Raw genomic sequence first — 12,392 nt, 5'->3', positions numbered from 1 at the left:
ACAAAAAAGGCTTGCCGTTTGGCAAGCCTTTTTTGTGTTCGAATGCTGGCCAGAAAATAGCCGCTTCGTGATTAGCAGTGCTCCTCAAAAGCGCCCTGCAGATTATTCACGATGCGCATCAGGTCGTTGCCTTCTATGTGGTAACGCTCAATCATGTGCACCAGCTCGCCGTCTTTAAACAGGGCAATGCTGGGGCTGCTGGGCGGATAGGGGAGCAAATGCTCGCGCACTTTGGCTACGGCATCGGTTTCCATGCCGGCAAATACCGTCACGAGCTTAGCGGGTTTCTTGTCGGAGCTGGACACGGCCATTTTCAGGGCCGGGCGGGCTTTAGCAGCCGCACAGCCGCATACCGAGTTGACGGCTACCAGCACGGTGCCTTTCTGCTCGTTAAGGACAGCGTCCACTTCTTCGGGGGTCATCAGCTGCTCAAAGCCGGCCTCAACGAGGTCCTGGCGAATGGGGGCAACCATGTATTCGGGGTACGTAGCCATAGGTAAAAGCTAGGCGTGAGAGTGAAAATGACGGACTGTAGTGTGCCGCCGCAGCTGCAAAAATACGCAAATAGTACGGCCCTCCTGCAGTCGGCGTATTCAACCTAAATGCCTGCTGAGAAGTTTAAAGCAGAGGCGTTTTTCGTCAGACCGCCTCGCACCTCCTGTTCACGCTACCACGCTGCTACACATGACCTACACCGATTTCTCTGCGTCTCTCACGCAGCATACCGCGCCTGAAGGCCTTTCGCCCCTGTTACGCGCCCTCTGGCATGCCGGCCGCGACGAATGGGAAACTGCCCACGACATTGCCCAGCAACACGAAGGTGACCCGCTTTTCGACTGGTTGCACGCGCTGCTACACCGCCAGGAAGGTGACACCAGCAATGCAGCTTATTGGTATCGTCGCGCCGGCCGCCCTGTGTTTGTGGGGAGCAGTAGAGCTGAGTGGGAGGCACTGACCCGAACACAACTTCCCAGTTAAGTGCGAAATCTACTACTACTTCATCTTGCAATAGTTCTACTACAAACAAATATCAGTTTGAATTTCCGGCATTTGCTTAATTAAAATTACATTTATCCTGCCGAAGCAAACCGGCCAGATATGATACACAAATCGATACTCTTTACTGCCGCGCTTAGCCTGCTGACCCTAGCTGTGCAGGCACAGGTAGATACGGTGCGGGCCTCCACGCTGCCACCAGCTCAGCAAGCCGAAAAGCTTTATAACAGCGGGGTGGCCAAGTTCAACCAGAAGAGCTACCGCGCCGCGCTGCAGGATTTCGATAAGGCCCTGACACTAAGGCCCGATTTTGCTCGCGCCTATTACAATCGTGCTACCACGCGCTACGAGCTAAAAGATTACCAGCCTGCCGTGCAGGACTATGACGCGGCCCTGAAGCTCGACCCGAAAGATGGTACAGCGTACTTCGGACGCGGCCAAGCCCGGGAGGCGCTGCAGCAGCCCACCGAAGCCGAGCAAGACTACTCGAAGGCTGTAGAAGCCAGCCCCACTTATGCTCCGGCCTGGTATTACCGTGGTGCGTTGCGCTTCGAAAAAGGCGACTACAAAGCGGCTAAAGCTGATTTCGACCAAGCCACCAAAGCCGACCCCAACTACGCCTATGCCTGGCACGACCGTGCCAGCGCCGAACGGCAACTGCAGGAATATCCGGCTGCCATTCAGGACTACACCAAGGCCCTCACGTTGCAACCCGAGCTGCTACCGGCCCTGCTGAACCGCGCTGGCACCAAGCGCCGCGCCGGCGACCTGAAAGGCGCGCTGGCCGACTACACTGAGTATTTGCGCAAGAAGCAGGACAACCCTACGGCCTACACCAACCGTGGGGCCGCCCGCTACGAGTCCGGCGACTACAAAGGCGCTGCCGAGGACTTCGGGCGGGCCACGGAGCTGGATGGCATTTATGCATTTGCCTGGAACAACCGCGCCGCCGCCTACCTCAAGCTCGAAGACTACAAAAAGGCTGATGCCGACGCCAGCAAGGCTATTGCGTTGAACCCGCAATACGCTGAGGCCTACCTCAACCGGGGCCACGCCCGCGAAATGCTCCGCAACGCCGAGGGGGCCTGCCAGGATTGGCGCAAAGCCGCCGAACTGGGCCTGGAAATCGGCAACAACTACGCCGCCAACTCCGGCTGCGGCGAGTAAGCCTTGTATTCATAACGGCCTCCAACATCAGCACGCGCCCTGCTCCGGCGCCGCTCAGCTGGTGGGCTTTCCAGATTTCAACTTCTATGTATAAGTATTTACTCGCCCTGCTCCTGCTTTCTTCGGCGGCCCAGGCGCAAAGTGTAGAGTTCAGCAAAGAGCAGTTCAGCTCCAATAAAGACGGGCTAAAGGCGGCGCTGAAGTCCATTAAGCTGGGGGATGAGTGGTACCAAGCCGACCCGCCGCGCTACGAGCAGGCCTTGCCGCACTACTTGGAGGCTCAGAAATTTAACGCCGAAAACGCGGAGCTGAACCTCAAAATCGGGGATTGTTACCTGCACTCAGGCTTCAAGCCGCGGGCATTGGCTTATCTGCAAAAGGCATATCAGCTCAATTCCGGCGTCGATCCGCGTATTCACTATTTGTTGGGCCGCGGGCTTCATCTGAACGGCAAGTGGCAGGAAGCCATAGCTGAATACAAGCAGGCCACGCCGGCTACCGGCACCAAAAACACGGCCGGCTTCACGCAGGACATCCAGAAGAAAATCAAAGAATGTGAAAACGGCCGTAAGCTGGAAGCCAAGCCCATACGGGTGTTCGTGGACAATGCCGGACCGGGCGTCAACTCGCCTTACCCCGACTACGGTCCCGTTATCTCCGCCGATGAATCGGTGATTCTGTTTACCTCGCGCCGCCAAGGCTCTACGGGAGGCGAGAAAGACCCTGAATCGGGCGGCTTCTTTGAGGATGTGTACCAGAGCAACCGCGAAAACGGTGCCTGGGGCCCGGCCCGCGGCCTCGGCGAAACCGTGAATACCGCTGGCCACGACGCCACTGTCGGCCTCGCGCCCGATGCCCAGCGCCTGCTAGTGTATGTAGAGGACAATGGCGGCGACCTGAACGAAAGCAACCTGCGGGGCGCCGAATGGAGCAAGCCGAAGCAATTGGGCAGTCGTATCAATAGCAAGGCGCACGAGTCGTCGGCGGCCTACACGCCGGATGGGCGCAGTTTGCTTTTTGTGAGCGACAAGCCTGGTGGGCTTGGCGGGCGCGACATTTACAAGATTGAGATAGAGGGCCGCGGACCGGCCATCAACCTCGGCCCCGCTATCAACACGCCCTATGGTGAAGAAGGCGTGTTTCTGCACCCCGATGGCAAGACGATGTACTTTTCATCGGAGGGCCACAACTCTATGGGCGGCTATGACATCTTCAAATCCACGTTCCAGAACGGGCAATGGAGCGCGCCCGAGAATCTGGGCTGGCCCATCAATACTCCCGACGACGACGTATTTTTTGTAATTTCTGCGTCGGGCCGCCACGGCTACTATTCCTCGTTCCGCGACGATGGAATGGGTTCCAAGGACATCTACCAGATTACGTTTCTAGGGGCCGAAAAGCCGCCCGTGCTCAGCCAGGAAGACCAGTTGCTGGCTTCGCGGGCCCAGCCAGTGAAAGAAACGCTGCTAGCCCCGCCCGTGCCCGTGGCTACGGCTCAGGTAACCATCCTGAAAGGCACCGTGACGGATGCTGCCAGTAAGCAGCCGTTGGAAGCTACCATCGACGTTATTGACAACTCGCGCAACGAAAACATTGCCTCATTCCGGGCCAATGCGCAGTCGGGCCGCTACCTCGTAAGCCTGCCTTCGGGCGTAAATTATGGTATCGTGGTACGCCAGGAAGGCTACTTATTCCACTCCGAAAACTTCGATTTGCCAGCTGGCGCCGCCTATTCGGAGGTAGTGAAGGATGTGCAGCTCAAGAAGCTGGATGTGGGCGTGAAGGTGGTGCTAAACAACATTTTCTTCGACTTCGACAAGGCGACGCTGCGCAAGGAAAGTACCGGCGAGCTGGAACGCCTGCAGAAGCTGCTGGCCGAGACGCCTGCCCTACGCCTGGAAATATCGGGCCACACCGACAACGTGGGCAATGCCGCTTATAACAAAGACCTGAGCCAGCGCCGCGCCAAAGCCGTAGTGGACTACCTCGTAACAAAGGGTGTGGCCAAAGACCGCCTCACCTTCGCTGGCTACGGCGACACCCAGCCTGTAGCCCCCAACACTACCAAGGCCGGCCGCCAGCAAAACCGCCGCACCGAGTTCAAGGTAATCGGCAAGTAGCCTGATTAGATGTGAGCTGAAGGCAGCAGTAGAGACAGGATAAACTGGTAGACCAACCGATTCAACGGGAAATAACCTGGTTTCCCCGATGGCCGATGTTCACTCCGCTGCCGGCCCAGTATCTTGCTGTGGCTTCTGTTTCTCTGGCTTCCTGACTGTTCCTTGTGCCGCGCGTTTTCTTGCTTCTGCTTCGTGTTACGGTTCTACTGGCCCTGCTTTTAGCGGGCCGCCCTGGCACGGCTCAAACGGGGCAGCCGCAGCAGTTTGTTAAGCACTTCGGAGCTGCTGAGGGCTTGCCGCAGCCCTTCATCTACGCACTAACCCAAGACCGACAGGGCTACCTTTGGATTGGTACTGCAGAGGGCCTCGTGCGCTACGATGGCACGGAGTTCATCACGTACACCACTAAAGACGGGCTGGCTGAGGATTTTGTGACCCAGCTTTACGTACAGCCACGCACTGGCCAACTTTGGGCAGCACACTACCAAGGCGGCGCTTCCTACTGGACTGGTCGGCGCTTTCAGGCCCTAGCGGCCGGTGCGGCGCGACCCAAGGCCCTGCGCACTGCCCCTGGCATTCCAGCTCCTGATACAACTACAACTGCCGAGTTGCCGCTCGGACTTGCGAGCCGCCTGCCTACCCTGCAACAGGTGCTGCCCACCGGCACTATACCGCAGTGCCAGTTCACTGACCGGGAACATACGCTCTGGATCGGTACGGCCGGTCAGGGCCTATGGCGCTGGTCTGACCGCCACATCAGCTTCTACCCAACTCCAGCTTCATCACAAACGGCCACACTAGCCTTGCTCGAAGGAGGCCGCACTGCAGGTATTTCTGCCAGCGGCGAGTACTTTACGCTGAACCCAACCGCAGGGCTTTCCTCGCCACTATTTGCCTATCCGCCTAGGCTACTGCCTTATTCGCCCAGCGTAGTGCTGCAAACGCCTTCAGAGCGTACCAACCCCATTTTCGATGGCCGTTACCCTACCACAACGCCGCAGATGCTCTGGGCAGGCACTCAGGGACACGGCCTATGGCAGAAACCACTTCCATCGGGCCAGCAGCCCATGAGGCGCGTACGCCGGCTGCCGCCGCAACTCAGTGTTACGGCTCTGGCTCAGCATCCCAATGGCGACTTGTGGATAGGCACCGCGCTGGATGGCGTATACCGTCTGCCAGCCGACACTATGCAAGCTGCCGAACACTTCACCACCGCCAATGGCCTGCTGCACAATACCATCTACGCCCTGGCCACCGATTCGGCAGGCCGGGTGTGGCTGGGCACTCATGATACTGGGCTGGCGTTCTGGCAGCGGGGGCGGTTCCATTATTTTCGCTTCCGGAACGGTGCTATCGACGTGTCAAGTTTGCTCACCGACGATGCAGGTCGGGTCTGGATAGGCACGGAAGGTAGCGGTGTACTCCGCTACGAGAAAGGCAAACTCCGCCCCTACACCACGACCGAAGGTCTACTTTCGCCCTATTGCTACACCCTGCTACCTGTGCGCTGGGGCGCCAACTACCACGGCGGCTACCGCTACGATTTTCGGGCTGAGCAGGTGCTAGCTATACACCGCAACGGACTAAGTTTTTTAGATGGCTCGCGGCGGCGTTTCCGGCCAGCTGCTCTGCCCAACAACCCACTAGTACGGGAACTACTGCCCATGGCAGCCGTGGCTTGGAACGACTACTGCGTCTGGATTCAGACCCGTACGGGCCTGCTATGCGTGCGCACCAATTATCCGGCACTTCTGCCTAGCCTGGCGGTGCCGGCCCCAGCCATTACGGGCAGCGAAGTGAATGGCGACGCTCATGACCCGCAGCTACTAGGCCAGTTGCCTGCTACCCGGCACCGGATGAGCTTTGCTTTCCGGGCAGTGAGCTTGCTGGCTGGTCCGGCGAACGTGCAGTACCAGTACCGTTTGCGCGGCTATGACTCCGTGTGGAGCAAGCCTTCTGCTGTAACTGAAGCGCAATTCCCGCGCCTCGATGCCGGAGACTACGTGTTTGAGGTACACGCCCGCCGGAACGAACAAAGTCCCTGGAGTCAGCCGGCGGCCGTTTCATTTGGCATTGCTACGCCTTTTTGGCGGACGTGGTGGTTTGCGACGCTGAGCGTGCTGATGGCCGGGGCAGGCATCTGGGCAGTTGTGCGGGGGCGCGAGGCCGTGTTACGGCAGCAGAAAATGCAGTTGGAAACCACTGTGCGCGAAAGAACCCAGGAATTGCGCAAGCAGAAGGCGCACATCGAAGAAATGAACGCCGAGCTAACCGTAGCGCGCGACGTAGCCGAAGCCTCACGCAAAGCAAAAGCCCAGTTTCTGGCCAACATGAGCCACGAAATCCGGACCCCAATGAATGCCGTCATTGGCCTTTCGCACTTGCTGCGCCAAACGCCGCTCAATGGCGAGCAAAGTGAGTATCTGGAGGCCGTGCAGTCATCGTCGCAGAACCTGCTAATCATCATCAACGACATTCTGGACTCCTCTAAAATCGAGGCAGGCAAAATGACACTGGAGCACACCGCGTTTCGGTTGCCGGAGCTGTTGCGGCGCGTAACCAGTATGTTCCGTTTCGCCACCGAAAGCAAGCACCTTTATCTTCGCCTCAATATTGCGCCGGAAGTGCCCGCCGCTGTTCTCGGCGACCCGGTACGGTTGAATCAGGTGCTCGTTAACCTCATTGGCAATGCAGTCAAATTTACGACGACGGGGGGCGTAACGGTGCACGTATCGGTGCCCGATGGGGCAGATACAGACCAGCCCACAGTCCACTTCGCGGTACAGGATACGGGTATTGGCATCCCGGCTGGCAAGCTCGATGCTATTTTCGAGGATTTCTCGCAGGCCAACACCAGCACCACCCGGCAGTTTGGCGGCACCGGCCTGGGCCTGAGCATTGCCCGGAATCTGGTGGAGCTGCACGGCGGCCAGCTGTGGGTAGAAAGCGAGGATGGCGTGGGCTCCGTCTTTGCGTTTGCTATTCGCTACCCCGTCGCTGACCCCACTACTGTTCCGGCCGAAGCCAGCCTCGCTGTAGGCCGCTTCGAGCCCGCCCTTCGCGTGCTGGTAGCCGAAGACAATGAAATGAACCAACTGGTGGCGCGAAAAACGTTGGAGGCCTGGAATGTGCACGTCACGGTAGCCGCCAACGGCCGACTCGCCGTGCAGGCAGCCGAGTCCGGGGATTTTGATGCTGTGCTGATGGACGTGCAGATGCCCGAAATGGACGGCTACGAGGCTTCCCGCCAACTGCGGGCTCTTTTTCCTGCTGCCGATACGTTTCCTATCATTGGCCTCACCGCCTCCGCCTTACCCGAAGACCGGATTCTGGCCCTGGAGGCCGGCATGAACGATACACTGGCCAAGCCCTTCGATCCGGCGCTCCTATTCTCGCGCCTAGCCCAGTACACAGGCCGCGCCACCGTTTCCGCTGATTCGCCAGCCCCCGCCACATACAGCCAGTCACCAACTGCAACCGAATCTTTACCTTCTCTCGACTGGAGCATACTGGAAGAACTGGCAGGAGGAAACGAAGCCTTTATCCAACAGATAATCAACATTTTTCTCACTCACGCCCCCACCCTGCAGCAGCAGCTCAGAGTTGCCTTATCAACAGGCGACAGGCCCACACTTGCCAGTACTGCGCATAAGCTGAAAGGCCAAACTGCCTATTTTGGCGTAGATGCCTTGCATACAGCGCTGGAAAACCTAGAACAGCAAGCCAAACAGGAAGTCGAAATGACAGTATTGACCGAGCACATCTTGGTTATTGATCAGCAACTCGACTGGCTATATCCATTGTTGCGCGCCCGAATTGCTGCTGCGGGCCCGACTTAAGGTTGTCAGCAAGTTTTATAGCTATTTTGGGGGATAGTTTACCTTTGATTATATGCCGCACTCTGTTGCTCTCCGTTGTTTGGTCGTCGACGATGACCCGCTGTCTATTCAGGTAGTGAAAAACTGTATTGCCAGCACCCCTTTTCTGACGGCTGTTGGCAGCTGCGAGAGTGCTGTTGCGGCGGCCGAAGTGCTACGGAAGCAGGAAGTAGATGTGCTCTTTTTGGATGTAGAAATGCCTCTCATGTCGGGTATTGACCTACTGCGCACGCTCCAGAATCCTCCTCTTGTTGTACTTATTACCAGCAGTAAGCAATACGCTGTAGAGGCTTTTGAGCACGACGTAGTTGATTACCTAGTGAAACCCATTAGCTATGCCCGCTTCCTCAAAGCCGCTCAGCGTGCCCTTGAGCTTACTGAAACCCGTAGCTCGGCTGAGTTGACAGTTGCGGAGCCGTCTGTCGACTTCACCTTTGTAAAAGTTGATGCAAAGCTGGTAAAGGTGACGTTCGAGGAAGTGCGCTACGTGGAAGCTCTCGGCGACTACGTGCACGTTGTGACCGGCCAAAGTAAGCTCATTGTGTACAGCACAATGAAAGCGGTAGAAGAGAAGTTTCCGGCGGCGGTATTCGTCCGGGTTCACCGCTCGTTTATTGTCAACCTGAAACGGGTGCAGGCTATTGAAGACAATACTATTCTCATCGATGGCAAGCACATTCCTATCGGCCAGACATATCTGCGGGACGTTCTCCAGCGGCTCAATAAGTTTTGATTACCTGACGGCCCATTCTAAGAATTTAGCGTGCATGAGACGTTCTTTTCTGCTTCCAGCACTCTTGTTTCTGCTGGGGGCCTGCTTGTTTCCCGCTGCCAAAGCTACCGCCCAGCGCGCCGGCGACACCACAAGCGTAGCGTGCCCGGAGCCGCGCATTGCTGAGCTTTGCGTGGAGCTGGATGCCAGTTCCTCTGTTGATTCGGCAGCGGGGTCACTCACCTTCCATTGGCTGATGGGCGACGGCACGACGCTGACGGGCACGAAAGTGTCGCATTGCTATGCGGCCCGCCGCCTCTACACCGTACAGTTGGACGTAGTAGATGAGAAAACCGGTGAAGTCCGAACTGCTGAGAAGATTCTGCCTATCGATTTCACCCAGGAAATAGTACTCAATTTCTCAGCCACTCCAGCTGTCATACACCCCGGCCAACCCATCGTGTTCGATGCTGTTGACTCCCAGTTGCCGCTTTGCGAAAACGTAGTAGTGTTATGGGACTTCCGGGATGGGGCCGTTGCCAATGGAAGACGTGTAGAACATTACTTCCGGCGCCCGGGCCAATATCCGGTCCGGATGGCATTGCGTGGGAACGGCCCGGGCTCCTGCCCCGACAGCCACTGCGTAAGTCGAATTATTACCGTCACAGTCGCACCGTAGCGCAAACACGGTACGCACATACATTGCCAATCGTATTGCTACTTGTTCTTGACATATTTCAAAATAATTACATAGTGCAGCATTAATCATATAAAACATTGCTTTCTTTGTACTAAATACGGCAACCCCGTTTTTCCGCTCTGATATGAAAAAACTATTTTCCCTACTGATTGTTGGCGGCTGCAGCCTGCTTTCTTTCTCTGCGCTAGCCCAGCAAGGCACCGACAAGCTTCGCTCAGAGGCTATGGAAGTAACTCGCCATCTGGCTAGCCACATCGCCCTCGATGATGCTCGCTCAGTGCAGGTACGCCGCCTTACCTACGACCGGCTTGTGCAGGAAAGCCAGATCAACACCATGTACGGCGACGACCCAGCGATGCGCCAGAATAAGCTCCGGGTAGTCGAGCAAGAGTATGCTGAGAAGCTGAAAACCGTATTAACCGAAGCCCAATACCAGCGCTACCTGGCGTCGGCGGTGCCTGCGCAAAGCTCCCTGTCCAGCAGCAAGCCAGCGGCAGTGCCTACCAAAACGGCAGGCCACTAGCGTAGTTGCTTATCCTGCAAGGCATTGTAGAGGGCTGTAACGCGCAGAATTTCTAGCGTTATCTGCCAAAGCTCCTCGTAGGGTACTATTTCAATTTCAGCAAACGCCTCACCAGGTGGCGGGGCAGCCTGTAGTTTCTTCAGCAGGGGCTCCGCTTTCTGCTGGCTACGTGTGGGGTCAAAATCCGATTTAACGGTAACGGCCAGCATCCGAAAAAACAACTGGCTACGCAGGTTTCCCGACTCCCGCAGGTGTCGCTGCTGATACTTGCGCAAGCCCTCCAGACGTGTCAGGATGCTTTCTATATCTCGCTGGCGCAGAAAGTGCAGAAACTGCAGAATAAGTACGGCTACGTTGTAACCCTGCTTATCCCGGCTATGGTCCGGGATGGTCTGCACGAAGGTGGTGAAGTTGCGCATCCGCACCGGCGACATTTCCGGACGCACAAACTGCAGGTAGGCTTCGTACAGGTCCCACCGCTGCTGAGCCAAGGCGCGTTGTTTTGCAAAATGGACGTTTTTGCGGGCACTTTCCATCAACTCCAGCGCCTGCCCATATTGCCCGGCATGGATGGCTAGTAGCAGATAAATCTCCAGGTAGTACAGCCAGTTGACCGACGAATAGTGAAAGTCCTTGGCATACTCCTCGGCCAGTTTCAGCCCCTTAGTGGCTTGGCGGCTCCGGAAATGCGCATAAACGCTCATGTATGCGTTGAAACGCTTATCAAACCGCTTGTCATTTATCTTGCCCCGCTCCAGTTGCTGCGCAGTATCCGCTGTTATCTGTATAACAGCTTCATAGTTTCCTATTAGTTCTTCCTGAATCAGGCGGGTACGATAGTGGTAGAGGAAGGTAGCGTAGGAACCGGCTTGCCGGTGCAGGTGCTCTAGCTGCTTCACGTGCACCTCCATCTTTTCCAGAATCGAGCGGCGTGTACGCACGGTATAGGCAATAGTTGCCTTTACATCCCAATAGATCTGGGCGGCTTCTTCTTCCAGCGCTAACAGTTGCTGGTTTTTGGCAAGGAGTTCTTTATTGGCTTGATAACGCACCGGCAGTCGCATATCGGCATAGATACTACGCAGCAGTTGACCACACAACACGGTGTATTGGGTCATTTCCTGCGTCTGAGCTATGCGCAAGGCTTTTCGGCATAGTGGTTCAGCTGCTTTTAGTTCGCCTTCTGAATACAGGGTATTAACCTGCAGATACAAGCCGAGAAACTGATGCTCATACCGCCGCGAAACCAAATGCCGAGGATCAGTTTCGTCCAAAAAGTAGAGGTGATTCAGTAGCTTTTGCTGTACCCGTGACTTAAGTTTACGAAAAGCCGTCTGCCGCACCTTATCCGTCTTGCTGTACAGCGACTTAATAATCTGCTGTTGTGTTCTTGACTGGTTATCGGTGAGCAGCCGTACCAACTGCATTTCCTTATTGGACGAATTCCGGGCAGTAAAATCCAGCAGAGGAAGGACTTTCAGCTTCCTGTCTGTCACAATACGAGCCAAATTTGTCAGGTCATCCATTCTAAAAACCGAAATAAAGGCTGTAGGGCGGCCCTATCGTTGTTTTCTGCCAGCTAAAACACTGTCACAAAACAACGCATATTTTCCTTTACAGGCACAGGTATATGTCCAGACCTTTGTAATGAAGAAATGGACTTTTTTCGCAGCTAAGATGTCACATTTTAAGGCATTTTGAGCAACTTCCGCCACATCAGCTAGCTTTACAATAAGGAGATATCCAACTTTATCTATTCTGAACTATAGTTTATATTAAACAAATTATAATTTTTATACAAATCACTTTTCCTACTCTTCTTTCCTTTACGCGGCTTGAGTTTGCACCCACCTTTGTGTCAATCAATCACTTGAACGACACAAACTCTCAGCGCCATGTTAGAATTATTCGCCCTCGCCCTGTTCCAGATCAGCAGCTTCTCTAACCCTGCAGCTACTATCTATCCTACCGGTACTCCTACCGTTATGTCAGCAGATGCTGACCATGGTTCGGGTGGCTGGACAGGCATTGACGAAGACCACGGCTCGGGCGGCTGGACCGGAATCGACGCTGACCATGGTTCGGGTGGCTGGACGGGCATTGACGCTGACCACGGCTCGGGCGGCTGGACGGGCAAGTAGTACTTGATGGTAGCCGAATACGTGCCGACGGAATTCTTAGCTAACTTGCCCAGCGGGTCCAACCTGCCTGCTGCGCATCCATGAGGCTTCCTCCGAGCTTAGTATTTCTGCTAGCCCTTTGTGGCGCACTTACTGCCTGTACTACCCCCACAGAC

General features: G+C 56.0%; 10 protein-coding genes. 8 read left to right on the top strand and 2 right to left on the bottom strand.

Annotated features, from left to right (window positions below):
* Positions 1-71: 71 nt before the first annotated feature.
* Positions 72-494, bottom strand: coding sequence for a BrxA/BrxB family bacilliredoxin (locus tag H4317_RS04345; protein ID WP_185888929.1), 423 nt, complete (start codon positions 492-494; stop codon positions 72-74).
* Positions 495-684: 190 nt separating this feature from the next.
* Here H4317_RS04345 and H4317_RS04340 point away from each other — a divergent pair, with 190 nt between their 5' ends.
* The 7 genes from H4317_RS04340 to H4317_RS04310 all read left to right on the top strand — a co-directional run bounded on the left by H4317_RS04340 (position 685) and on the right by H4317_RS04310 (position 10,096).
* Entirely contained in the window at positions 685-978 is a 294-nt protein-coding gene (locus H4317_RS04340) for a hypothetical protein (protein ID WP_185888928.1), read from the top strand.
* 120 nt (positions 979-1,098) lie between these two features.
* A complete protein-coding gene (locus H4317_RS04335) occupies positions 1,099-2,163 on the top strand; it encodes a tetratricopeptide repeat protein (RefSeq protein ID WP_185888927.1) in 1,065 nt (354 codons plus the stop codon).
* 86 nt (positions 2,164-2,249) lie between these two features.
* A complete protein-coding gene (locus H4317_RS04330; protein WP_185888926.1) occupies positions 2,250-4,283 on the top strand; it encodes an OmpA family protein in 2,034 nt (677 codons plus the stop codon).
* 179 nt (positions 4,284-4,462) lie between these two features.
* Positions 4,463-8,122, top strand: coding sequence for a hybrid sensor histidine kinase/response regulator (locus tag H4317_RS04325; protein ID WP_185888925.1), 3,660 nt, complete (start codon positions 4,463-4,465; stop codon positions 8,120-8,122).
* A gap of 52 nt (positions 8,123-8,174) precedes the next feature.
* The gene (locus H4317_RS04320) at positions 8,175-8,894 is read left to right on the top strand and encodes a LytR/AlgR family response regulator transcription factor (RefSeq protein ID WP_185888924.1); all 720 of its coding nucleotides are present in this window, start codon (positions 8,175-8,177) and stop codon (positions 8,892-8,894) included.
* A gap of 34 nt (positions 8,895-8,928) precedes the next feature.
* Positions 8,929-9,552 (top strand): PKD domain-containing protein, encoded by a 624-nt coding sequence (locus tag H4317_RS04315; protein ID WP_185888923.1) that lies wholly within the window; start codon positions 8,929-8,931, stop codon positions 9,550-9,552.
* A 145-nt stretch (positions 9,553-9,697) separates the two neighbouring features.
* Positions 9,698-10,096, top strand: coding sequence for a hypothetical protein (locus H4317_RS04310; protein ID WP_185888922.1), 399 nt, complete (start codon positions 9,698-9,700; stop codon positions 10,094-10,096).
* Here the strand turns inward: H4317_RS04310 and H4317_RS04305 are convergent.
* A complete protein-coding gene (locus H4317_RS04305; protein ID WP_185888921.1) occupies positions 10,093-11,622 on the bottom strand; it encodes a hypothetical protein in 1,530 nt (509 codons plus the stop codon). The genes H4317_RS04310 and H4317_RS04305 overlap by 4 nt on opposite strands.
* A gap of 369 nt (positions 11,623-11,991) precedes the next feature.
* Between H4317_RS04305 and H4317_RS04300 the strand changes: the two genes are divergently transcribed.
* Complete coding sequence (locus H4317_RS04300) at positions 11,992-12,237, top strand: hypothetical protein (RefSeq protein WP_185888920.1); 246 nt, start codon at positions 11,992-11,994, stop codon at positions 12,235-12,237.
* The last annotated feature ends 155 nt before the right edge of the window (positions 12,238-12,392 follow it).

The organism is Hymenobacter sediminicola (assembly GCF_014250515.1).
In the GTDB taxonomy this organism is placed as follows: Bacteria; Bacteroidota; Bacteroidia; order Cytophagales; family Hymenobacteraceae; genus Hymenobacter; species Hymenobacter sediminicola.
This window is presented reverse-complemented; position numbering and strand designations above follow the sequence as displayed.

Coding starts and splice junctions, on each gene's coding strand:
- H4317_RS04340 (WP_185888928.1), top strand. CDS start 685: ATGACCTACACCGATTTCTCTGCGTCTCTCACGCAGCATACCGCGCCT.
- H4317_RS04305 (WP_185888921.1), bottom strand. CDS start 11,622: ATGGATGACCTGACAAATTTGGCTCGTATTGTGACAGACAGGAAGCTG.
- H4317_RS04310 (WP_185888922.1), top strand. CDS start 9,698: ATGAAAAAACTATTTTCCCTACTGATTGTTGGCGGCTGCAGCCTGCTT.
- H4317_RS04335 (WP_185888927.1), top strand. CDS start 1,099: ATGATACACAAATCGATACTCTTTACTGCCGCGCTTAGCCTGCTGACC.
- H4317_RS04345 (WP_185888929.1), bottom strand. CDS start 494: ATGGCTACGTACCCCGAATACATGGTTGCCCCCATTCGCCAGGACCTC.
- H4317_RS04330 (WP_185888926.1), top strand. CDS start 2,250: ATGTATAAGTATTTACTCGCCCTGCTCCTGCTTTCTTCGGCGGCCCAG.
- H4317_RS04300 (WP_185888920.1), top strand. CDS start 11,992: ATGTTAGAATTATTCGCCCTCGCCCTGTTCCAGATCAGCAGCTTCTCT.
- H4317_RS04320 (WP_185888924.1), top strand. CDS start 8,175: ATGCCGCACTCTGTTGCTCTCCGTTGTTTGGTCGTCGACGATGACCCG.
- H4317_RS04315 (WP_185888923.1), top strand. CDS start 8,929: ATGAGACGTTCTTTTCTGCTTCCAGCACTCTTGTTTCTGCTGGGGGCC.